The organism is Streptomyces sp. NPDC060002 (genome assembly GCF_042737245.1).
GTDB lineage: Bacteria > Actinomycetota > Actinomycetes > Streptomycetales > Streptomycetaceae > Streptomyces.
Map to the genome: position 1 here is coordinate 1 of NZ_JBHWUW010000015.1, position 23,080 is coordinate 23,080.

Sequence of the window (23,080 nt, forward strand, 5' to 3'; positions counted from 1 at the left end):
GTGCCGGTCGCCGGTCGTCGCCCTCGCGGTCCGGTCAGTGGATGAGCTCGGCGAACACCTGGTACGCCTTGTCGTCGAAGAGCACGAACCGCACCTCCTCGACCGCCGTCCGCGCCGCGCGCACCGCCTCGACCGCGATACGGGCGGCATCCGCCATCGGCCAGCCGTACACCCCGGTGGAGACGGCCGGGAACGCGACGGTACGCGCACCCAGCTCGTCCGCGACCTCCAGCGATGCGCGGTAACAGGAGGCAAGCAGGGAGGGGTCGCTGCCGGAGGCCTGGTACACGGGGCCCACGGTGTGGATCACCCAGCGCGCGTCCAGTTCCCCCGCGGTCGTGGCGACCGCCCGGCCGGTGGCCAGGCCCTTGCCGTAGTGGGAGGCGCGCAGCCGACGGCAGTCGGCGAGGATCGCCGGGCCGCCCCGGCGGTGGATGGCGCCGTCGACGCCACCGCCGCCGAGCAGCGAGGAGTTGGCCGCGTTGACGATGGCGTCCACGGACTGCCGGGTGATGTCGCCCTGGACGATGGTGATCGTGGTCATGCCGGTGTGTATACCAACGGGAACCGGCCGTCGCTCACCTTTGTTGCCGCAGCCTGCGCCATACGGCCTTCGCCGCGTTGTGACCCGACATCCCGTGCACGCCGGGTCCGGGCGGGGTGGCCGAGGAGCAGATGAAGACGGCCGGGTGCGGAGTGGCGTACGGGAACGGCGTCAGCTTGGGACGCAGCAGGATCTGGAGCCCGGAGACCGCCCCGGAGGCGATGTCCCCGCCCACGTAGTTGGCGTTCCGGGCGGCGAGTTCGGCGGGGCCCGCGGTGGCACGGGCGAGGACCCGGTCGCGGAACCCCGGTGCGAAGCGCTCCAGTTGGCGTTCCATGGCGTCGGTGAGATCTCCTGTCCAGCCGCTGGGCACATGGCCGTACGCCCAGAAGACGTGCCGGCCGGCCGGGGCGCGGCCGGGGTCGACGACGCCGGGCTGCACCGTGATCATGAAGGGCCGGTCGGGCGCCCGGCCCTCCCGGGAGACCGCTCTGAGGGCGGCGCCGATCTCCGCGCTGTCCGCGCCGATCTGTACGGTGCCGGCGGCGCGGGCCTCCTTCGCGGTCCACGGGACCGGACCGTCGAGCGCGTAGTCGATCTTGAAGACGCCTGGGCCGTACCGGTATCCCTCGTAGTAGTTGCCGAAGCCGGCGATGCGGCCGAGCGCGGTGGGCGAGGTGTCGAAGATGTAGGCGCGGGCCGGGGGCAGGTCGTCGAGGCGCTTGACCTCGTAGTCGGTGTGGATGCTGCCGCCGAGGTCCTTGAGGTAGGCGGCGAGGGCGTCCGAGATGGACTGGGAGCCGCCGCGGGCCACCGGCCAGCCGCGGGCGTGCGCGGCGAGGGCGAAGACCAGGCCGATGGCGCCGGTGGCGAAGCCGCTCAGCGGGGCCATGACATGCCCGACGAGTCCGGCGAAGAGGGTCCTGGCCCGTTCGTCGCGGAAGCGGCGGGTGAGCCAGCTGGACGGGGGCAGGCCGACGAGGCCGAAACGGGCCAGGGTGACCGGGTCGCGTGGGAGCGCGGTGAGCGGCAGTGACATGAAGTCGCGGGCGAGGGTGTCCCACTTGGGCAGGAAGGGCTCGACCAGCCGACGGTACGTGCCCGCGTCACGCGGCCCGAAGGAGGCGGCCGTCTCGGCGACCGACCTCGACAGCACTGCGGCGCTGCCGTCGGGGAAGGGGTGGGCCATGGGGAGCTCGGCGTGCAGCCACTCCAGGCCGTAGCGCTCCAGGGGCAGCGCGCGGAACGCGGGTGAGTTGATGCCGAGGGGGTGCGCGGCGGAGCACGGGTCGTGGTGGAAGCCCGGCAGCGTGAGTTCCTCGGTGCGTGCTCCCCCGCCCACGGTGTCCCGCGCCTCGAAGATCGCCACGGAGAAGCCACGCCTGGCCAGCTCCACCGCCGCGGTCAGCCCGTTGGGCCCCGCTCCCACCACGACCGCATCGAGCATCGACGGCACTTCGACCCCTTCGTCAGCCGGTGACCTCCGTAGACCGGTGGCCCCCACAAGCAGGATATGCCGGGGGTACGACAACACCTGCGGCACGGGGCCCTCGAAGCGTCCCCGAATGCCACGATCGAACTGTCCCGGGAGGGCGTCCGCCGGAGGCTTCTCCGTGCAGGTGCCGGACGCGGACCAGGGTCTCCCGACGCGGCAGGGTCTCGCTCGCGCCCGGCCGGAGCGGCTTCAGGCCCGTCGCGTTCCCGGCGCCGGAATCCTCCCGGCCCGCCTCACCTCGGGTCCGACCCGACGCCCGACAGCAGTCCCGCCACGCGTCGGGCCGTCGCCGCGTCCCGGGCCGCCGTGAACGGCAGGGAGTTGCCGCCCGTGACGCGGAACGGCCCTCCGTCGAGGGTGAGATGGGCGCCGCCCGCCTCCTCGACCAGCAGGAGGCCGGCCGCGTGGTCCCAGGCCGCCTCCCAGGAGAACGCCGTGGCGTCCAACTCGCCCCGGGCTATGGCGAGATACTCGAGCCCGGCCGATCCGCACGCGCGCGGCGCGACGCCGTCCGTCCACACACCCAGCAGGGCACGCTTCTGCTCGTCGGTCGTGTAGTCGGGGTGGGAGGTGGCCACCTTCAGGTCGCGGCCCGGCTCGGGCGGACCGGCGAACAGTCGCTCGCCGTCCAGGAAGGCGCCGCCGCCGCGGACGGCCGTGGCCAGCTGGTCGCGCGCGGGAGCGTAGGTCCAGGAGGCGAGCAGGACGCCGTGCCGGACGAGCGCGACCAGGGTGCAGAAGCCGTCGTCGCCGTGCACGAACTGCCGTGTCCCGTCGACGGGGTCGACGATCCAGACCGGCGCGTCGCCCTGTATCGCCTCGTACGTGGCCGGGTCGGCGTGCACGGCCTCCTCGCCGACGACGACGGAGCCGGGCAGGAGAGCGCCCAGGGCCCGTGTGAGGTACAGCTCGGCATTGCGGTCGGCGTCCGTCACCAGGTCGTGGGGTCCGCTCTTCTGGTCGACCTCGTGCGCGGCGAGCTGCCGGAAGCGGGGCAGGATCTCGGCCGCGGCGGCGGTGCGGACCGCCTCCTCCACGTCGGCCGAGTGGCGGGCGAGAAACTCGTCGATGGTTTCCGTGTCTACGATCATGCCTCCATGAGAGCACGCCCCACTGACAATCCCCACCCGCCCGGTGCATCCCGGGTGGAATCGGGATGAAGAACAGGAACGTGTCCCTCCGCTCACCCGCGCTCCGCACGCGCGCGTCAGCCGCCCTCCGCGCACCCGAGTCGGCAACCCGCCCCGCACGCGCGCGTCCGGCAATCCGCCCCGCGAGCCCGCCGGCGACCCGTGCCGCATCGGAGTCAGCGACCCACCGCGTATCCCTGCATCCCGCGCGGGTTCGCGGCCGCGAGCAGGATCCCGGTCTCCGGATCACGCGCCACCGCGCACAGCCGGCCCTCGGACCACGGGTCGCCGAGGGTCACGTCATGGCCGCGTCGCCGCAGCTCCTCCACCACCCCGGCCGGCATCCGGGACTCCACGGTGACGCTGCCCGGCCGCATGCCGCGCGGATGGAAGGAACCGGGGAAGGCGTCGTTGTGCCAGTTCGGGGCGTCGATCGCGCCCTGGAGGTCGAGACCGCCGCGCACCCGCCCGCGGAGCGCGACGGCCAGCAGGAAGTGCAGCTGCCACTGGTCCTGCTGGTCGCCGCCGGGGGTGCCGAACGCCAGCACCGGCACCCCGTCGCGCAGCGCGATCGAGGGGGTGAGGGTGGTGCGGGGGCGGCGGCCGGGCGTCAGCGAGTTCGGCAGGCCCTGCTCCAGCCAGGTCATCTGGAGCCGGGTGCCGAGCGGGAAGCCCAGCTCGGGCACGACCGGGTTGGACTGCAGCCAGCCGCCGCTGGGCGTGGCGGCGACCATGTTGCCCCAGCGGTCGACGACGTCGAGGTGGCAGGTGTCCCCCCGGGTGGCCCCCTGCGCACCGACCTCCGGTTCGCCCGGCCCGGGGGACGTGGTGCTCCTGGCGACCGTCGGCTCGCCGGCGCCCGGGGGGCTGAACGCGGGATCGTCGGTGGTGACCAGGTACGCGTGCGTGCTCAGCCGCGGGGTACGCCCGCCGGGGCTGCCGGGCCGCAGCTCGTACGACGCCTTGTCGCCGATCAGCCGGCGCCGGTCCGCGTTGTAGCCGGCCGCGAGCAACTCGCCCAGCGGGACCCCGGCCGCGTCGCCGTACCAGGCCTCGCGGTCGGCCATGGCGAGCTTGCAGCCCTCGATCAGGAGATGGACGTAGTCGGCGGAGCCGTACGCGGGCAGCTCGGGCGGGAGCAGGGCGAGCTGCTGGAGAAGGGCCGGGCCCTGGCTCCAGGGGCCGGCCTTGCACACCGTCCAGCCGTTCCAGTCGTACGTCGCCGGCGCCTCGTAGGACGCGGACCAGGCCGCGAGATCGGCGGCCGTGAGCGTGCCGGTGTGCCGCGCCCCGCTGGTGTCCAGGGTGGGCCGCGCGGCCTGACGGACGAGGGCCTCGGCGACGAACCCGGTCCGCCACACCGCTCGCGCGGCCTCGATCCGCGCCTCCCGGTCGCCCGCCCCGGCGGTGTCGGCGAGCAGTCGCCTCCAGGTGGCGGCGAGGGCGGGGTTGCGCAGCAGCGCGCCGGGACGCGGCGGCGTCCCGTCCGGCAGGTACACCTCCGCCGACGAGGTCCACTCCGTCTCGAACAGCTCCCGTACGGTCTCGACGGTCGCGCCGACGTTCTCCACGGGCGCGTGCCCGTGTTCGGCGTACCCGATGGCGTACTTCAGTACGTCGTCGAGGGACTTGGTGCCGTGGTCGCGCAGAAGGAGCATCCAGGCGTCGAACGCGCCGGGCACGGCCGCGGCCAGCGGTCCGGTGCCGGGGACGAGGTCCAGGCCGAGTGCCCGGTAGTGGGCGACCGTCGCGCCCGCCGGCGCCACTCCCTGCCCGCACAGCACGCGCACCTCGCCGCCGGCCGGGGCGAGCAGGATGGGCACCTCGCCCGCGGGGCCGTTGAGATGCGGTTCGACGACGTGCAGCACGAAGGCGCCGGCCACGGCCGCGTCGTAGGCGTTGCCGCCGCTCTCCAGGACGGCCATCGCCGACTGCGAGGCCAGCCAGTGGGTGGAGGACACCATGCCGAACGTTCCCTGGAGGGTGGGGCGGGTGGTGAACACGGGGGGCTCCTCACTGCGCTGCGACCGCTCCCGGGATCGTACGCACCACCCGCCGCGCACCCGCGGCGTTCCATGGCCCGTGCCCCATGAAGAACCGTGATGTCCCGGTTGGGCCGGGCCCCTTCGTCACCGCGCAGCCACGGAGCGAGTTCACGCTTCCGCCCCACAGGGAGTCGTGTGACACTGGCGTCCCCTGTCCGCACTGCGGACCCCGTCCGCACCGTCCCCCACGAAAGTGCGCCGTGCGCTCACTCCCACTGCCGCTCGCCCTCACCGCGCGCCTGACCCCCGTGGTCGTGCTCGCCTGCGCGGGCTGGGCGATGTCGTCCGCCCCTTTCACCGAAGAGCAGGACACGGCGGCCAAGGACACGCAGAAGACCCAGTCCGAGAAGACGTCGGGCCCCTCCTCCACGGCCGTGTCCAAGACGTACGCCGCCGCGCCCGCCCCGTGCACCAGCGTCGCCGCGAAGACGGTCACCGCACTCGTGCCGGGCGCCAAGACGGCGGGCAAGGAGATCCCGTCCACGGACACCGGTCTGCGCCGCACCTGCTCCTGGAACGCGCTCAAGGGATACGACTACCGGTGGCTCGACATCTCCTTCGAGATCACGGAGTCGGACGACGCGGCCCAGAGTTCGTACAAGGAGCGGACCGGCGAGAAGAGCGGCGGCGGGGCGGTCCCGGGGCTCGGTGACGAGGCCTACTCGGTGGTGAACCTCACGACCGAGGACAAGCAGCAGACCCGTGAGGGCGTCGTCTTCGCCCGGGTGTCCAACGCGCTGGTGGTCGTCAACTACAACGGCAGCGACTTCGAGACGAAGAAGGCGCCCAGCACCGACGAGATCAACAAGGGCGCGATCAAGGCCGCGAAGGAAGTGGTGGCGGCCCTGTTGAACGGCAAGAAGAGCTGAGCGCTCCCGCCGCACCCGCACGACCCGCCGCACCCGCACCCGCACGGACCGAGACGCACGGACCGAGCCGCGCGGAGCAGGACGCACGGACCGAGCCGCACCAAGCACGACGCACGGACCAGCGCGCACAGACCGAGGCACGCGAACGGCCGGAAGAGCCCAGTCGCTCCTCCGGCCGTTCGCGCACCACACGTCAGACGGCGTCCTGTTCCTGTTCCTGCCGTCAGACGGCGTCCTGTTCCTGTTCCTGCCGTCAGACGGCGTCCTGTTCCTGTTCCTGCCGTGGGGGCAGCAGCAGCATCAGGGCCAGGTACAGCACCATCGAGGTGCCGAGCCCGACCGCCCAGCCGTAGTCGGCGAGGGATTCCAGCGCCGGGACCGGCCGTCCGTCGACCAGCGGCTTGAAGCTGGCGCCGCCGACGGCGAGCACTCCGCCGGTCACGAAGGCCACCACGGCCCGCCAGTTCCAGCCGCCGTCGTACCAGTAACGGCCGCCCGTGCGGTACAGATCGGTCAGGTCGAGCTTGCCGCGGCGCAGGATCCAGTAGTCGGCGATGAGGATGCCGGCGACCGTGCCCAGCAGACCGCCGACCAGACCGAGCCAGGTGAAGATGTAGCCCTGCGGGTCGGAGTACAGCTTCCACGGGAAGATCAGCACGCCGAGGACACAGGTGGCGAGGGCGCCGGTACGGAAACTGATCTTCCGGGGCGCGATGTTGGAGAAGTCGAAGGCCGGCGAGACCAGGTTGGCCGCGACGTTCACGGACAGGGTCGCCACCAGCACGGTCACCAGCGCGAACAGCAGCCCGAAGACGTTGTCCGTCTTGGCGGCGAGCTGTACCGGATCCCAGATCGTCTCGCCGTACACGGCCTGCGAACCTGAGGTGACCATCACCGACAGCAGCGCGAACAGCGTCATGGTGGTCGGCAGACCGAGCGCCTGTCCCCAGGTCTGCGCTTTCTGCGACTTTCCGTACCGCGTGAAGTCCGGGATGTTCAGGGACAGCGTCGACCAGAAACCGATCATGCCCATCAGCGACGGCCAGAACAGCTTCCAGAAGTCGCCGCCCCAGCCGAGCTTGGACGGCTGGTCGAGCAACGGGCCGAAACCGCCTGCCTTGTTGCTCATCCAGATCAGCATCACCAGCGCGCCGACGAGGACGAAGGGCGCCGCCCAGTTCTCGAAGCGCCGGATCGTCTCCATGCCCCGGTAGATGATCGCGACCTGGATCGCCCAGAAGATCGCGAACGACAGCCACATCGTCCAGGCGTAGCCGCCGATCTCACCGGCGTCGCTCCAGCCGTTTCCGATCAGTTTCCCGGCGAGGAAGTAGATCGCCTCGCCGCCGATCCAGGTCTGGATGCCGAACCAGCCGCACGCCACCAACGCCCGCACGACGGCCGGCAGGTTGGCGCCGCGGACACCGAAGGAGGCGCGGGCGAAGACCGGGAAGGGGATCCCGTACTTCGGGCCCGCGTGCCCGGTGAGCAGCATCGGGACCAGCACGATGACGTTGGCCAGGGCGATGGTGAGCACCGCCTGCTTCCAGTCCATGCCGACGGCTATCAGACCGGAGGCCAGCGTCCACGACGCCGTGTTGTGGGCCATGCCGACCCACAGCGCGGAGAAGTTGTACGTGGTCCAGGTGCGCTTCTCCACGGGGACCGGAAGCAGGTCCTCGTTGGCGTAGGGGCCGCTGGGCTGCGGCGAACCAGGGGCGATCTCCACCCGGCCGTCGGCGAGGGTGACTTGAGGAGTCGGCGGTATGGCCGTGGGAGCGGTGTCGGTCATGGGCAGGCCAATCAAACGAGGGGCGGATCCGGAAAGGCCGTGCGGGCTCCGGCCCCCTCCCCCCGGGAATGTCGGGTGGAGGGGAGAACTGGAGTGGGGGGATGGGGAGCTGAGCGGTTTCTACGTTTTCTCACGCCGTACGGCGGTCCGTGGCGCCGTACGGCGGTCGTGCGTGCGGGTCAGCCGTTGACGGCCGGGATCACCCGCGCCCCGTAGGCGTCGATGGTGGCCTCCTGGGCGTCGTGCATGTCGTAGACGGCGAACTGGTCCACGCCCAGGGCACGCAGCGCCTCGAGCTTCTCGATGTGCTTCTCGACCGGACCGATGACGCAGAACCGGTCGACGATCTCGTCGGGCACGAACGCGGTGTCGGGATTGTCGGCCCGGCCGTGGTGCGAGTAGTCGTACCCCTCGCGGGACTTGATGTAGTCGGTGAGTTCGTCCGGTACGGCGGCGGAGTGCTCGCCGTACTTGGACACGAGGTCGGCGACATGGTTGCCGACCATCCCGCCGAACCAGCGGCACTGCTCACGCGCGTGGGCGAGCGCCTCGGGCGAGTCGTCCTCGGTGACGTACGCCGGGGCGGCGACACAGATCTTCACCTCGGCGGGGTCACGGCCGGCGGCGACGGCGGCGTCCTTGACGGCCTTCACCATGTACTCGGTGAGGTAGAGGTCGGCGAGCTGGAGGATGAAGCCGTCGGCCTCCTCGCCGGTCATCTTCAGCGCCTTGGGGCCGTACGCGGCCATCCAGACGGGGAGTTGCGCGTCCTCCTTGATCCACGGGAACTTGACGACCGTGCCGCCGAGGTCCGCCTCCTGGCCCGAGCCGAGCGCCCTGATGACCTTCATGGCCTCGCTGATCCGGGCGAGCGTGTTCGGGGCACGGCCCGCGACGCGCATCGCGGAGTCGCCACGGCCGATGCCGCACACCGTGCGGTTGCCGAACATGTCGTTGAGGGTGGCGAAGGTGGAGGCGGTGACCTCCCAGGTACGGGTGCCCGGGTTGGTCACCATCGGCCCCACCGTCAGCCTGCTGGTGTTCGCCAGGATCTGGCTGTAGATCACAAACGGTTCCTGCCAGAGCACGGCGGAGTCGAAGGTCCAGCCGTACGTGAAGCCGTTGCCCTCGGCGCGCTTCATCAGCTCGACGACCTTCGAGGCCGGCGGGTCGGTCTGCAGGACGAGTCCGAAGTCCATGTGCGCTGCTCCTAGTTGAGGTACTGACAGGTGGAGCGCGGGGTGTAGGCGCCGTGACCGGCGTGTCCGGTGTACTCCCGCTCGGTGATGACGAGTTCGCCCCGCGACAGGACCGTCTCGACGCGGCCGGTGAGCCGCTTGCCCTCGTACGCCGAGTAGTCGACGTTCATGTGGTGCGTGTCCGCGGAGATGATCTGCTCGGCGTGCGGGTCGTAGATCACGACGTCGGCGTCGGCGCCCGGGGCGATGGTGCCCTTCTTCGGGTACATGCCGAACATGCGGGCCGGGGCGGCGCAGGCGATCTCGATCCAGCGGCGGCGGCTGATGTGCCCGTCGACGACGGCCTGGTGCAGCAGGTCCATCCGGTTCTCGACCCCCGGCAGACCGTTGGGGATCTTCGAGAAGTCGCCCCGGCCGAGCTCCTTCTGGCCCACGAAGCAGAAGGGGCAGTGGTCGGTGGAGACGACCTGGAGATCGTTGGTCCGCAGGCCCTGCCACAGCTTGGCCTGGTGTTCCTTGGGCCGCAGCGGCGTCGAGCACACGTACTTCGAGCCCTCGAAGTCGGGCTCCGCGAGGTTGTCCGTCGACAGGAACAGGTACTGCGGACAGGTCTCGCCGAAGACGTTGAGCCCCTCGTCGCGCGCCCGGGCCAGTTCCGCAACCGCTTCCATCGCCGATACGTGCACCACGTACAGCGGAGCACCCGCGACCTGTGCGAGCTTGATGGCGCGGTGGGTGGCCTCGGCCTCGAGGAGCGCCTTGCGGACCTCGCCGTGATATCGCGGATCCCTCTCGCCGCGCGCCAGCGCCTGCTCGACCAGGACGTCGATGGCGATACCGTTTTCCGCGTGCATCATGATCAGTCCGCCGTTCTCGGCGGAGCGCTGCATGGCGCGCAGGATCTGGCCGTCGTCGCTGTAGAAGACGCCGGGATAGGCCATGAACTGCTTGAAGGAGGTGACGCCCTCCTCCACCAGCAGGTCCATCTCCTTCAGCGTGTCCTGGTTCACGTCGGAGACGATCATGTGGAAGCCGTAGTCGATCGCGCAGTTGCCCTCGGCCTTCGCGTGCCAGGCGTCCAGCCCGTCGCGCAGGCTGTGTCCGACGCTCTGTACGGCGAAGTCGACGATCGTCGTCGTTCCGCCCCAGGCGGCCGCCCGGGTGCCGGTTTCGAAGGTGTCGGAGGCGAAGGTGCCGCCGAAGGGCAGCTCCATGTGGGTGTGGGCGTCGACCCCGCCCGGGATCACGTACTTCCCGGTGGCGTCGATGACCCTCTCGGCGGTCCAGGCCGCGGCGGCCGCGGTACCGGAGGCGGCGAGGGCGGCGATGCGGCCGTCCTCGATCAGGACGTCGGCGTGGATCTCGTCGGACGCGGTGACGACGAGGCCGCCGCGGATGACGGTACGGGTGCTCATGCGTGGACGCTCCGCTGGGTTGAGGTCGTGATGTGCGGGTCGTTCGAGGCCGGTCGCGCCCCGTGGCGGAGCCGCCCACGGACGCTGCCCCGCGCCCCTGACAGGGACGCGGGGGCCTCGGGTCTTACGGTGCGGTCAGCGGGCCGTAGGCCTCCGGCCGGCGGTCCCGGTAGAACTGCCAGCGGTCGCGGACCTCGCGCAGTTTGGCCATGTCGAGGTCGCGGACGACGAGTTCGGTCTCCTTGTCGCTCGCCACCTCGCCGACGAACTGGGCCTCCGGGTCCACGAAGTACGAGGTCCCGTAGAAGTCGTTGTCGCCGAGTTCCTCGACCCCGACCCGGTTGATCGCGCCGACGAAGTACTCGTTGGCGACGGCCGCCGCAGGCTGCTCCAGCTGCCACAGGTACGCGGACAGACCACGCGAGGTCGCCGACGGGTTGAAGACGATCTCGGCGCCCTCCAGCCCCAGCGCGCGCCAGCCCTCGGGGAAGTGGCGGTCGTAGCAGATGTAGACGCCCACCTTGCCGACGGCCGTCTCGAAGACGGGCCAGCCCACGTTCCCGGGCCGGAAGTAGAACTTCTCCCAGAAACCCTTTACCTGCGGGATGTGGTGCTTGCGGTACTTGCCGAGGTACGAGCCGTCGGCGTCGATCACGGCGGCGGTGTTGTAGAGGACGCCCGGCTGCTCCTCCTCGTACATCGGCAGCACCAGGACGATGCCGTGCTCCTTGGCGAGCGCCTGGAAACGCTTGACGATCGGGCCGTCCGGGATCTGCTCGGCGTACTCGTAGAACTGCGGGTCCTGGACCTGGCAGAAGTACGGTCCGTAGAACAGCTCCTGGAAGCACAGGACCTGAGCACCCTGCGCGGCCGCGTCGCGGACCGCCTGCTCGTGTACCTGGATCATCGATTCCTTGTCGCCGGTCCAGGCCGTCTGGAAGACGGCGGCACGGATCACTCTGCTCATCGGGACCTCCGGTCGCTCGGTGTACGAGGAGCCTAGGAAGCCGACGAGCCCGCTTTGAGTTGCACGGTGTCACGCCTACGGGCGTCCGGCGTGCCACCGTGTCACGTCTTGCCGGACCCATGTTTCACCACCGTTTTCCCTGGTCGTTCCATGTTTCTGAGCTGTTGCCCGCGGTGCGCGGTCAGCCCTGTTGCGCGTCGTGCGCGAGAAGCGCGATGTGCACCGAGGCGGCCTGTTCGAAGTCGTCCAGGTCCACGCCCAGCCGCCCCTCTATCGCCTCCAGCCGGCGGTACAGCGCGGGCCGGGAGACATGGTGGAGCTGGGCGGTGCGGGACTTGTTGCGGCCGGTGGCCAGATAGGTCCGCAGCACGGCGAGCAGGTCGTCCCCGGCCGCGCACAGCAGGCCGTCCAGCTCCCGCTCGGCGAAGGACTGCACATGCGGGTCGTCCCGCAGCAGCCGGACCAGACCGCGCAGATGGACGTCCTTGAGGCGGACGACGGCCGGGAGGTCGAGGGCGGCCGAGGAGTCGGCCACGGCGTCCGCGACATGCCGGGCCTCGCGCAGCCCGGCGGGCACGTCCTCCCAGACGGTGCGCGGGTCGGCCGCCGCGACGACCGTACGGCTCTCCCCGGACTCGGTCCGCAGCCGGGCGGCGAAGTGTGCGGCGAGTGCTTCGGCGTCCTGGTCGCGGGCGAGGCTGAGCAGCACGGCGGTGGCCCCGTCGGCGAGTTCGGCGACCAGCCCGGGCATCCCCAACAGCCGGAGCATGCGCTCGAGTTGGGCGGAATCACCGTCACGGACGACCAGCGGGACGAAGGTCCGCCGGTTGACGGGGAGTCCGGCCGCCCGGGCCCGGGGCAGCAGTTGCCGGGCCGGCACGACCCCGGAGATCAGGTCGGTGAGCAGGCTCTGCGCGGACTGCTCCTCCCAGGTGTGGGCGGAGGCGCCGCCGAGCATGCGGTGCAGGACGAGGGCCTCGGCGGCCCGGTCGGCGAGGAGCCGTCCGCCGGCGGTGTCGCCGCGGTGGCCGCAGAGCATGATCTGCCCCCACCGCTCGCCGCGTCCGCCCAGCTCGGCGCGGATCCAGCCGTCGCCCTCGCTGCCGCCGGCCTGGCGGGCGATGCGCTCCCAGTCCCGCAGCACGTCGTCGACCGCCGACCGCTCCCCCGCCGTCGCCAGCACCCGGTGGGCGAGGTTGGTGACGACGACGGGACAGGCGGCGTGCTGGGCGATCACGTCGAGCAGCGGCTGGAGCGGGGCGCCCGCGGTGATCAGTCCGGTGAGGGTGGTCCGTACGGCCTCCGACAGGCTGACGGCGGCGAACTTCCGGCGGACCAGCCGGGACTGGACCTCCTCCGTCAACTCGGCGAAGGGGAAGGGGCGGTGAAGGACGACCATCGGCAGTCCGCACCGCTCGGCGGCGCGCCGCATCACGGCCGGCGGGGCGGGGAACGCCCGTCCCAGCCCCAGCACCACGGCCGCGGCCTCCGCGCGGTGCAGGGACTGGATGTACTCGGTCTGCGCGTTCTCGTCACCGGCGAGCAGCACACCGGTGGTGAGGACCATCTCGCCGCCGCTGAGCATCACGCCGACGTCCGCGGCCTCGGCGACGTGCACCCAGCGCACCGGCCGGTCGAGCTGGCCCGCGCCGGCCACCACCTCGGGCTCCCCGGCCAGCACCCTTTCCAGGGCCAGGACCTGACGGACCGACAGGGCGGGTTCCAGGGGCTCTACGGGCCCCCAGGGTTCCAGGGTGATGGTCATGGCGTTGTGTTCCCTTGGCTCAGGCCTGCGCTACTGCGTGCTCCTCAGCGCGCCTTCGAGGATCGCGGCGCCCTCCTCGGCCTCCGCCACCGTCAGGGACAGCGGCGGGGCGACGCGCAGGGCGCTGGTGTCGTGGCCGCCGCCCTTGCCGATCAGCAGCCCGTCGGAGCGGGCCGCCTCCAGCACGGCGGCCGCGCGGTCCGGGTCCGCCTGGTCGGTGCCGGGTTTCGTGAGTTCGACGCCGATCATCAGCCCGCGCCCGCGCACCTCCCTTACCCCCGGATCCTGGGCGGCGACGGCCCGCAGCCGCTCGATGAGCAGGCCGCCGACCCGCCGGGCGTTGCCCTGGAGGTCGTGTTCCAGCAGGTAGGAGAGGTTGGCGAGGCCGGCCGCCATGGTGACCTGGGTGCCGCCGAACGTGGAGATGCTGTTGGCGTCCAGGCAGTTCATGATCTCGGAGCGGGCGATGACACCGCCGACGGACATGCCGTTGCCGATGCCCTTGGCGAAGGTGACGATGTCCGGCGGTCCGCTGCGACCGTGCGCCTGCCAGCCCCAGAAGTGCTCGCCGGTGCGGCCCCAGCCGGTCTGCACCTCGTCGGCGATCCACAGGATCCCGTGGTCGTTCAGCACGTCACGGAATGCCGCATACAGTCCGTCGGGCGGTGAGGTGAACCCGCCGACCCCCTGGATGGGCTCGGCGATCAGGGCCGCCGGCGGGCGGGTGTGACCGAGCAGATCCTTCAGGTCCGCGACGCAGGCCTCGATGAACTCGGCGTCGGAGAGAGCGGCGAACGGACCGCGTCCGCGTACCCCGCCGTGCACGTAGAGGGTCTGGAGCGGGGACAGCGAGGTCGGCGACCAGCCGCGGTTGCCGGTGATGCCGACCGCGCTGAAGGAACGGCCGTGGTAACTGTTGCGCATCGCGAGGACGGTGTTGCTGCGCCGGTGCGTGGTGGCGAGCAGGAGCGCCGTGTCGTTGGCCTCGGTGCCCGAGGTGGTGAAGAAGACGCGGGCGTCGGGGATGCCGCTGAGGTGGGCGATGCGCTCGGCGAGGTCGACCATGGGCCGGTTGAGATAGAGCGTCGAGGAGTGGATGATCCGCCCGGCCTGCTCGCTCACCGCCTTGGTGACCTCGGGCAGCGCGTGCGCGGTCATGGTGGTGAGGATGCCGCCGAAGAAGTCGAGGTACTTGTTGCCCTCGGCGTCCCAGACGTGCCGGCCCTCGCCGTGGGTGATCTCCAGCGGGTCCTCGTAGTAGAGGGCGAGCCAGTCCGGCAGGACCTTCCGGTGGCGGGCGTGGAGGTCGCTCACGGCCGCACCAGCCCGTCGTAGGCGTCGGGCCGGCGGTCGCGGTAGAAGGCCCACTGCTGGCGGACCTCCTCGACCAGGTCGAAGTCGAGGTCGCGGACCACGAGTTCCTCGTCCTTGTCGCTCGCGACCTCGCCGACGAACTTGCCGCGCGGGTCGACGAAGTACGACGTCCCGTAGAAGTCGTTGTCCCCGTACTCCTCGACGCCGACCCGGTTGATCGCGGCGACGAAGTACTCGTTGGCGACCGCGGCCGCGGGCTGCTCCAGCTGCCAGAGGTGGGCGGAGAGGCCGCGGTGGGTGGCGGACGGGTTGTAGACCAGCTGGGCGCCGTTGAGCCCGAGTTGCCGCCAGCCCTCCGGGAAGTGCCGGTCGTAACAGATGTACACGCCCACCTTGCCGACGGCCGTGTCGAAGACGGGCCAGCCCACGTTGCCGGGCTTGAAGTAGTACTTCTCCCAGAAACCCTTTACCTGCGGGATGTGGTGTTTCCGGTACTTGCCGAGGTACGACCCGTCGGCGTCGATCACGGCGGCGGTGTTGTAGTAGAAACCGGACTGCTCGACCTCGAAGACCGGCACCACGACGACCATGCCCGTCTCGCGCGCGAGCTCCTGCATACGACGCACGGTCGGCCCGTCGGGGACCGGCTCGGCCCAGCGGTAGTGCTCCGGCTCCTGGACCTGACAGAAGTAGGGGGCGTTGAAGACCTCCTGGAACCCGATGATCTTCGCGCCCCGGCGGGCCGCCTCGCGGGCGTGCTCCTCGTGTTTCGCCACCATGGACTCGGTGTCGCCGGTCCAGGTGGCCTGGACGAGTGCGGCACGTACGACGTTGGCCATGAGCTGCTCCTTCGACGGGACGTCAGAGCCTCTACGCCCGTAGACGAAGGTCGTAGAGGGACGAACGTAAGCCTCCGGGACGGGCTTGCCAAGACCATCGTCGTTAACCCGCCGAGTCGATCGCGTTTCACACTCCGGTGGGTGAGTCGCGGGGCGGACGGCGTAAGGGGTGACCGGGTCAGGCGGTGAAGCCGGCGACCCGGAGGGCGTGCACCAGGTCCCAGTGGCGTTCCTCCGAGACGGACCGGGCGGCCTCCAGCACGAGGGGGACGAGGGTCTGCGGGGCCGGGGCGACGCTGCGGGCGGCCTCCTCGGGGGTGCGGACCCGGACGTAGGCATCCAGCAGCGCGCGGACCTCGCGTCGCCGGCCCTCCTCGACCAGACCGAGGACGGCCTGCCCGATCTCGGTGGCCGGCCGGGCGACGCCCTGGCGCAGGATCTGCTCGCCGTCGTCCGTGCGCCCCACCGCGACCAGCGCGTCGGCCGCGGCGACCAGCCGGTCGGCGGGGAGGGAGGCGGCCTCCCAGAGCAGGGTGGTCCAGTCGGCGGTGAGCCCGGCGCGCTGGAGTTCGGCCGCGAGCAGCGGGATGCGGGCGGCCGGCCAGTAGGCGAGCTCGACGAGCAGGGCGTGCGCCTCGCCGCTGCGGCCTTCCCCGCGCAGGCGCACCAGCCGCTCGACCGTCTCGACGGTCTCCCGCCGGGCCGCCGTGTCAAGCGGCTCGCGCCGCGGCTCGGACGGCTGTTCGGCGTTCTCGGCTGCCCCGGCGAAGCGGGCGCCGCGCGGGGTGCGGCGCCCGGTCGGGGCGGGTGCGGGCGTCATCGGTTCGGTGCCGGGCGGTACGTCGGCGGAGGTGGCTTCCTCCTCCTCGGCCATACCGGCGAACCGCGCGCTGCCGCGGCGGCGCTTGCGCTGTTTGGGGACGGGGGCCGCGGCGGGGGCGGGGGTGTCCTCGACGGGAGCGGGCCGGGGGGCGGGGACGTCGGCCGCCGGCGCCTCGGCCTCGTACGCGTCGACCGGCGGTCCGGCCAGGTGCTCGGCCGCGCCATGACCGGCAGAGGTGTCGTACCCGGCGGGGGCGTCGTACCCGGTGGGAGCCCCATGGGCGGCAGGAGCCTCGTAGGCGGGGTGGGCGGCGGGGCGCGGGGCGGGCCCGGGGTTCGCGCCGGTGGCCGGGAGCCGGTCCGACTCCGCTATCCGGTAGCGGAGTTCGGCGCACCGCGCGGTGGCCCGTTCATGGTCGTCTTGGGCCCAGGCGAGGTCGAGACGGATGGCGTCGGCCTGCTCCCGGGTGGCCGCGGACGGGAGCCTGCGCCCCAGTTCGGCCAGCCGTTCGGTGGCGTAGCGCTGTTCGCGGAGCATCACGTCGAGCCGGTCCCCGAGGGCGTCGCGGCCACCGGGCCGGGCGTCGTGGGCGGCGAGGGCGGCGGTGTGCAGGGGCCGGACCCGTTCCGCCTGCTGCGTGGCGACCTCGGTCCCGTACTCGGCGGCGAGGTCCTGGAGCACCGCCTCCACCACGTCCCAGGGCGGCACCTCACGCCCGTCGAGGCAGGCCTGCATGCCGTCGGGATCGCGTTGCCAGAACACCGCGCACCAGCCGGCGCCCTGATCGAGGCGCGACAGCAGTCCGTTCAGGTAGCTCGCGAACTCCCGCACCCGGCCCGGGAGTTGATCCACAGCCATCGCTCGACTCCCGCCCCGACCGGAACACTCCGGTTCGTAGAAAACACCAACCGTGTTACAGCGCGGCTACGGCCAGTTTTCGAATCCGACGCGATGACGTGTGCGTGCGATCCCTGCCGGGCGCGGACAGCGACCCCAGGGTGTCACGCGGGAGCGGGCACGCACAGCCCCGCCAGCTCGTCCATCGACAGGCCGAGCACACGGGCGAGCGCGGCGACGGTGAAGAACGCCGGGGTGGGGGCGCGGCCGGTCTCGATCTTGCGGAGGGTCTCGGCGGAGAGGCCGGCGCTCGACGCGATGTCGGCCATGCTCCGGCCGCCGCGGGCCTCGCGCAGCAGCAGCCCGAGCCGTTCGCCGCGTTCGCGCTCTTCCGGAGTGAGGGGGGTACGCACCATGACCCCATTCTAATACCGGTATAGTAATTGGCATGGTGGAGCTCAAGACAGACACATCGATCGAGGCAATGTACGCGGCGGGACAGGTCGTCGCCCGGGCGCTGACAGCCGTGCGGGACGCCGCCGACGTGGGCGTATCCCTGCTGGAGCTGGACGAAGTGGCACACGACGTGCTGCGGGAGGCGGGGGCGACGTCCCCCTTCCTCGGCTACCGCCCGTCCTTCGCCATGACGCCCTTCCCGGCGGTGCTCTGCGCGTCCGTGAACGACGCGATCGTGCACGGGATCCCCACCGGCTACCGGCTGCGCGACGGCGACCTCCTCTCGGCCGACTTCGGCGCCACGCTCGACGGCTGGGCCGGCGACTCCGCGATCAGCTTCACCGTGGGCACGCCGCGCCCGGCGGACGTCCGGCTGATCGAGACCGCCGAGCGCGCCCTCGCGGCCGGCATCGAGGCGGCGGTCGTCGGCAACCGCATCGGCGACATCGCGCACGCGATCGGCACGGTGTGCCGGGCGGCCGGCTACGGCATCCCGGACGGCTTCGGGGGCCACGGAATCGGCCGCCACATGCACGAGGACCCCTCGGTCCCCAACGAGGGCCGCCCTGGCCGCGGCTACCCCCTGCGCCACGGCATGGCCATCGCGATCGAACCGATGCTGATCGCGAGCGGCAAGGACGGCTACCACGAGGCCCAGGACGGCTGGACCCTGCGGACGAACGACGGTTCGCGGGCGGCCCACGCGGAACACACGGTGGCGATCACGGAAAGCGGACCGAGGATCCTCACCGAGCGCCGGTAGGACCGTTTTGCCGAGGGGGCGCGGGGCCCTGTCGATCCGCGGCTCCGCCGCGTAGGCGGGACCGGCCACGCACGATCCGCCGACGCCGTACGGCGGCAGTCCCCAGGACATGCCGCACCCTGCGGATCGTGCCATCGTGGTGTAGCCCGGCACGGACAAGGGCAGCCGTCCGCACCGGCAGCGCAAGTCGATCGAACGGAACGCCATGACCAGCGGCTTCTCCAGCCCGGAGGGGTACGGCGACCCCTTCGGCGAATTCCTGGCCCGCTTCTTCGGCGGACCCCGCCCCGGCCCCCGGCAGATCAACATCGGCCAGCTCCTCAGCCGGCCCGCGAGGGAGCTCGTGCGCGGCGCGGCCCAGTACGCGGCCGAGCACGGCAGCCGCGACCTGGACACCGAGCACCTCCTGCGCGCGGCCCTCGGCGCGGAGCCGACCCGCACGCTGCTCAGCCGGGCCGGCGCCGACCCCGAGTCCCTCGCGTCGGAGATCGACGAGCGCTCGGGCCCGGTCCAGTACCCGCCGGGCGAGGTGCCGCCGCCCACGTCGCTGTCGCTGACCCCGGCCGCCAAACGCGCCCTGCTGGACGCGCACGACCTGGCCCGCTCGCGCGGCACCGGCTACATCGGCCCGGAGCACGTGCTCAGCGCCCTCGCCTCGAACCCGGACTCCGCGGCCGGGCACATCCTCAACGCGGCCCGCTTCGCCGCCACGGGCCTGCCGAGCGACCCCCCGGACACCGCGCAGGCGCCCCGCCCCGGCGACCGGCAGCGGCCCACCGGCACGCCCACCCTGGACAAGTACGGCACGGATCTCACGGAGCTGGCCCGCCAGGGCCGGATCGACCCGGTGATCGGCCGGGACGACGAGATCGAGCAGACCATCGAGGTGCTCTCCCGGCGCGGCAAGAACAACCCGGTGCTGATCGGTGACGCGGGCGTCGGCAAGACCGCCATCGTGGAGGGACTGGCCCAGCGGATCACGGACGGAGACGTGCCGGACGTCCTCGTCGCGCGGCGCGTGGTCGCCCTGGACCTGACGGGCGTGGTCGCGGGCACCCGCTACCGCGGCGACTTCGAGGAGCGGCTGACCAACATCGTCGACGAGATCCGCGCCCACTCCGACGAGCTGATCGTCTTCATCGACGAGCTGCACACCGTCGTCGGCGCGGGTGGCGGCGGCGAGGGCGGGGGGTCGATGGACGCCGGCAACATCCTCAAGCCGGCCCTGGCCCGCGGCGAGCTGCACATCGTGGGCGCGACGACGCTGGAGGAGTACCGGCGGATCGAGAAGGACGCGGCGCTCGCCCGCCGCTTCCAGCCGATCCTCGTCCCGGAGCCGTCCGTCGCGGACGCGCTGGAGATCCTGCGCGGGCTGCGCGACCGCTACGAGGCCCACCACCAGGTCCGTTACACCGACGAGGCGCTCGTCGCGGCCGTCGAGCTGTCCGACCGCTACCTCACCGACCGCCGCCTGCCCGACAAGGCGATCGACCTGATCGACCAGGCAGGCGCCCGGGTGCGGCTCGGTGCCCGCACCAAGGGCACGGACGTACGGGCCATGGAGCGCGAGGCCGAGGAACTGGCCCGCGACAAGGACCAGGCGGTCGCGGACGAACAGTACGAGCAGGCCACCCGGCTGCGGGACCGCATCGTCGAGTTGAAGCAGCGCATCGCGGACGCGAGCGGCGAGGTCACCTCCGACGAGGGCCGGCATCTGGAGGTCACCGCGGAGGCGATCGCCGAGGTGGTGTCCCGGCAGACCGGTATCCCGGTCGCCAGCCTCACCCAGGAGGAGAAGGACCGCCTGCTCGCCCTGGAGGAGCACCTGCACGAGCGGGTCGTCGGCCAGGGGGAGGCCGTACGGGTCGTCGCGGACGCGGTGCTGCGCTCGCGCGCCGGGCTCGCCAGCCCGGACCGGCCGATCGGCAGCTTCCTGTTCCTCGGCCCGACCGGTGTCGGCAAGACCGAACTGGCCCGCGCGCTCGCCGAGTCGCTGTTCGGCAGCGAGGAGCGCATGGTCCGGCTCGACATGAGCGAGTACCAGGAGCGGCACACGGTGAGCCGTCTGGTCGGCGCCCCGCCCGGCTACGTCGGCCACGAGGAGGCCGGCCAGCTCACGGAGGTCGTCCGCCGGCACCCGTACTCGCTGCTCCTGCTCGACGAGGTGGAGAAGGCGCACCCGGATGTCTTCAACATCCTGCTCCAGGTCCTCGACGACGGCCGGCTCACCGACTCCCAGGGCCGTACGGTCGACTTCACCAACACGGTCATCGTGATGACCAGCAACCTGGGTTCGGAGGCGATCACCCGGCGCGGCGCCGGCATCGGCTTCGGCGCGGGTGGCGCGGACGCCGACGAGGAGGCGCGGCGCGAGCAGATCCTGCGTCCGCTGCGCGAGCACTTCCGGCCGGAGTTCCTCAACCGGATCGACGAGATCGTCGTGTTCCGGCAGCTCACGGGCGAGCAACTGCGGCGGATCACCGATCTGTTGCTGGAGCGGACGCGGCGGCTGGTGCAGGCGCGGGGCGTCACGGCCGAGTTCACCGACGCGGCCGTCGACTGGCTCGCCGAACGCGGCTACCAGCCCGAGTACGGCGCCCGCCCGCTGCGCCGCACGATCCAGCGCGAGGTCGACAACCAGCTCTCCCGGCTGCTGCTCGACGGGCGGGTCGAGGAGGGCGACCGGGTGACGGTGGAGGTGGAGGACGGGCGGCTCGTGTTCCGTACGAACACCGGCGAACCGCCCGCCCCCGAACTCTGAGCGCCCCGAGGCGACCGGCCGAGCTCCAGGCCGGGTCCGCGAAGTCCCGCCCGGCACGCGCCGCCCGGCACGCACTCCCCCGGAGGGAGCGCCCCCAGCCGCGTTGCCGGGATCGCCCACGTGCACCCGGTACGAGGGCGACCCGCCGCCTTGCGATCGCACGCACCGGACGCCACGAGCCCTGCCCCGGGCAGACGGCGCTACTTCGCGGACACGACCTGGGGCGCCGGACGCACCACCTGTGCCGAACCGCCGCCGCGTCGCACGGTTTCGGCGGCGGCCAGCCACTTGCCGTTCGGCAGCCGCTGCACGGCCGTCGCGGCGCCGATCTCGGGGTTGAGCTTGAAGGAGTGCCCGATGGCCTCCAGGCGGGCCCGCAGCCCGCCGGGGCTGGTGTCGTTGTAGAGCGCGGGCTCCAACTCCGTCTGTGCGGCGTTGCGTTGGCTGGCGCGCGGGGCGGCGATCGCGTCGACGAGCGGCAGTCCGCGGTCGAGGAAGCCGGTCAGGGTCTGGAGCACGGTGGTGATGATGGTCGCGCCGCCGGGCGAACCCAGCGCCACCACCGGCCTGTCGTTCCGGTCGAGCACGATCGTCGGCGAGATCGACGAGCGCGGCCGCTTGCCCGGGCCGGGCAGGTTCGGGTCGTGGACGGCCGGACTGGCGGGGGCGAAGGAGAAGTCCGTCAGCTCGTTGTTGAGCAGGAAGCCACGGCCGGGCACGGTGATGCCGCTGCCGCCGGTCTGCTCGATGGTGAGCGTGTAGGAGACCACGTTGCCCCACCTGTCGGCGACGGTGAGGTGCGTGGTGTTCTCACCCTCGTACGTGGTGGGCGCCGCCGTGCCGCCCGCTTCGCAGGCGGCCGGGTCGCGCGGGTCGCCGGGCGCCACCGGGCTGGTGAGGACCGCGTCGTCCTTGATGAGGCAGGCGCGTGAGTCGGCGTACTTCTGCGACAGCAGCTGCTTGGTGGGGACGTCCTCGAAGGCGGGGTCGCCGACCCAGCGCCCGCGGTCGGCGAAGGCGATCCGGCTGGCTTCGAGGTAGCGGTGCAGGTACTGGACCTCGCTCGCCTTCGAGAGGTCCGTCCTCTCCAGGATGTTGAGGGCCTCGCCGACCGTCGTGCCGCCCGAGGAGGAGGGTGCGATGGAGTAGACGCCCAGGCCGCGGTACGAGGTCTTCGTGGGCGCCTGGAGCTTGGCGCGGTAGGCCGCGAGGTCCTTGGCGGACAGCTCGCCCGGCCGGGCGTTCCACCCCGAACCCGGGTCCACGGGCGGTTTGTTCACCGTGGAGACGATGTCCTTGCCGAGGTCGCCGCGGTAGATCGCGCCGACGCCCTTGCGGGCCAGCTCCTCGTAGGTGCGGGCGAGGTCTGGGTTCTTGAACGTCGAGCCCACGACGGGGAGTCGGCCACCGGGCAGGAACAGCTTCGCCGTGTCGGGGAAGTAGCGGAAGCGGGTCTCGTTGGCGGCGGTCTGGGTGCGGAAGGTGTCGTCGACGGTGAAGCCGTCCCGGGCGATGCGCTGGGCGGGCTTCAGGACCGTGCCGAGCTTCTCGCTGCCCCACTCCTTCAGCGCGGTCGCCCAGGTGGCGGGAGTCCCGGGCGTGCCGACGCCCAGACCGCTGCTGACGGCGTCGGCGAAGGCGAGCGGCTTGCCGTTCTCCAGGAAGAGACCGGAGTCCGCGCTCAGCGGGGCGGTCTCCCGGCCGTCGATGGTGTGCACCGTACGGGACCTGGCGTCGTAGTAGACGAAGTAACCGCCTCCGCCGATGCCGGAGGAGTAGGGCTCGGTGACGCCGAGGGCGGCCGCGGTGGCCACGGCCGCGTCGACGGCGTTGCCCCCCTTGCGCAGTACCTCGATGCCGGCCGCGGAGGCGTCCGCGTCGACGCTCGCGACGGCACCGCCGTAGCCGACGGCGACCGGGACCTTCGCAACAGTGGCTCTCTCAGCGGCGGGTGGCGCCGCGGCCCCCACCGTGACCACGGCGGCCGAGACCGCCAGGACCGACAGTTTCCGCGCGACAGGGCGACGCATCCGTACCTCCAGTCCAGGAACGTCCGCGCAGCGTAA

Annotated in this window: 17 protein-coding genes; 3 read left to right on the forward strand and 14 right to left on the reverse strand. The window is 72.0% G+C overall.

Features of this window, described 5'->3' with window-relative positions; translation table 11 throughout:
* Nucleotides 1-34: 34 nt before the first annotated feature.
* The 4 genes from ACFWBD_RS16020 to ACFWBD_RS16035 all read right to left on the reverse strand — a co-directional run bounded on the left by ACFWBD_RS16020 (nt 35) and on the right by ACFWBD_RS16035 (nt 5,172).
* Nucleotides 35-544, reverse strand: coding sequence for an O-acetyl-ADP-ribose deacetylase (locus tag ACFWBD_RS16020; protein WP_385667192.1), 510 nt, complete (start codon nt 542-544; stop codon nt 35-37).
* Nucleotides 545-578: 34 nt separating this feature from the next.
* Nucleotides 579-1,991, reverse strand: a complete 1,413-nt coding sequence (locus ACFWBD_RS16025) for a phytoene desaturase family protein (protein WP_385667193.1) — start codon at nt 1,989-1,991, stop codon at nt 579-581.
* 281 nt (nt 1,992-2,272) lie between these two features.
* Nucleotides 2,273-3,130, reverse strand: a complete 858-nt coding sequence (locus ACFWBD_RS16030; protein ID WP_385667194.1) for an inositol monophosphatase family protein — start codon at nt 3,128-3,130, stop codon at nt 2,273-2,275.
* Between the two features lie 215 nt (nt 3,131-3,345).
* Entirely contained in the window at nt 3,346-5,172 is a 1,827-nt protein-coding gene (locus ACFWBD_RS16035; RefSeq protein ID WP_385667195.1) for a gamma-glutamyltransferase family protein, read from the reverse strand.
* A gap of 242 nt (nt 5,173-5,414) precedes the next feature.
* Between ACFWBD_RS16035 and ACFWBD_RS16040 the strand changes: the two genes are divergently transcribed.
* Nucleotides 5,415-6,083, forward strand: coding sequence for a hypothetical protein (locus tag ACFWBD_RS16040; RefSeq protein ID WP_385667196.1), 669 nt, complete (start codon nt 5,415-5,417; stop codon nt 6,081-6,083).
* Between the two features lie 253 nt (nt 6,084-6,336).
* Here the strand turns inward: ACFWBD_RS16040 and ACFWBD_RS16045 are convergent, their stop codons facing one another.
* The 9 genes from ACFWBD_RS16045 to ACFWBD_RS16085 all read right to left on the reverse strand — a co-directional run bounded on the left by ACFWBD_RS16045 (nt 6,337) and on the right by ACFWBD_RS16085 (nt 17,450).
* A complete protein-coding gene (locus ACFWBD_RS16045; RefSeq protein WP_385667197.1) occupies nt 6,337-7,875 on the reverse strand; it encodes an NCS1 family nucleobase:cation symporter-1 in 1,539 nt (512 codons plus the stop codon).
* A 179-nt stretch (nt 7,876-8,054) separates the two neighbouring features.
* Complete coding sequence (locus tag ACFWBD_RS16050; protein ID WP_385667198.1) at nt 8,055-9,074, reverse strand: TIGR03842 family LLM class F420-dependent oxidoreductase; 1,020 nt, start codon at nt 9,072-9,074, stop codon at nt 8,055-8,057.
* A gap of 11 nt (nt 9,075-9,085) precedes the next feature.
* Nucleotides 9,086-10,489: a dihydropyrimidinase gene (hydA, locus tag ACFWBD_RS16055; protein ID WP_385667199.1), complete on the reverse strand. Its 1,404-nt coding sequence runs from the start codon at nt 10,487-10,489 to the stop codon at nt 9,086-9,088.
* A gap of 124 nt (nt 10,490-10,613) precedes the next feature.
* On the reverse strand, nt 10,614-11,456 hold the full coding sequence (locus tag ACFWBD_RS16060) for a nitrilase-related carbon-nitrogen hydrolase (protein ID WP_171400333.1): 843 nt from the start codon (nt 11,454-11,456) through the stop codon (nt 10,614-10,616).
* A gap of 181 nt (nt 11,457-11,637) precedes the next feature.
* Nucleotides 11,638-13,221, reverse strand: coding sequence for a PucR family transcriptional regulator (locus tag ACFWBD_RS16065; RefSeq protein ID WP_385667200.1), 1,584 nt, complete (start codon nt 13,219-13,221; stop codon nt 11,638-11,640).
* A 30-nt stretch (nt 13,222-13,251) separates the two neighbouring features.
* Complete coding sequence (locus ACFWBD_RS16070) at nt 13,252-14,535, reverse strand: aspartate aminotransferase family protein (protein ID WP_385667201.1); 1,284 nt, start codon at nt 14,533-14,535, stop codon at nt 13,252-13,254.
* The gene (locus ACFWBD_RS16075; protein WP_385667202.1) at nt 14,532-15,374 is read right to left on the reverse strand and encodes a nitrilase-related carbon-nitrogen hydrolase; all 843 of its coding nucleotides are present in this window, start codon (nt 15,372-15,374) and stop codon (nt 14,532-14,534) included. The genes ACFWBD_RS16070 and ACFWBD_RS16075 overlap by 4 nt, the downstream gene beginning before the upstream one ends.
* Before the next feature lie 178 nt (nt 15,375-15,552).
* Nucleotides 15,553-17,055, reverse strand: coding sequence for a hypothetical protein (locus ACFWBD_RS16080; RefSeq protein ID WP_385667203.1), 1,503 nt, complete (start codon nt 17,053-17,055; stop codon nt 15,553-15,555).
* A gap of 143 nt (nt 17,056-17,198) precedes the next feature.
* Nucleotides 17,199-17,450 (reverse strand): helix-turn-helix domain-containing protein, encoded by a 252-nt coding sequence (locus tag ACFWBD_RS16085; protein ID WP_385667204.1) that lies wholly within the window; start codon nt 17,448-17,450, stop codon nt 17,199-17,201.
* A gap of 32 nt (nt 17,451-17,482) precedes the next feature.
* Here ACFWBD_RS16085 and map point away from each other — a divergent pair, with 32 nt between their 5' ends.
* Nucleotides 17,483-18,253 (forward strand): type I methionyl aminopeptidase, encoded by a 771-nt coding sequence (gene map / locus ACFWBD_RS16090; RefSeq protein ID WP_385667205.1) that lies wholly within the window; start codon nt 17,483-17,485, stop codon nt 18,251-18,253.
* A 205-nt stretch (nt 18,254-18,458) separates the two neighbouring features.
* Nucleotides 18,459-21,014: an ATP-dependent Clp protease ATP-binding subunit gene (locus tag ACFWBD_RS16095; protein ID WP_385667206.1), complete on the forward strand. Its 2,556-nt coding sequence runs from the start codon at nt 18,459-18,461 to the stop codon at nt 21,012-21,014.
* 200 nt (nt 21,015-21,214) lie between these two features.
* Here ACFWBD_RS16095 and ggt read toward each other — a convergent pair whose 3' ends face one another.
* Entirely contained in the window at nt 21,215-23,044 is a 1,830-nt protein-coding gene (gene ggt / locus ACFWBD_RS16100) for a gamma-glutamyltransferase (RefSeq protein WP_385667207.1), read from the reverse strand.
* Between the last annotated feature and the right edge of the window lie 36 nt (nt 23,045-23,080).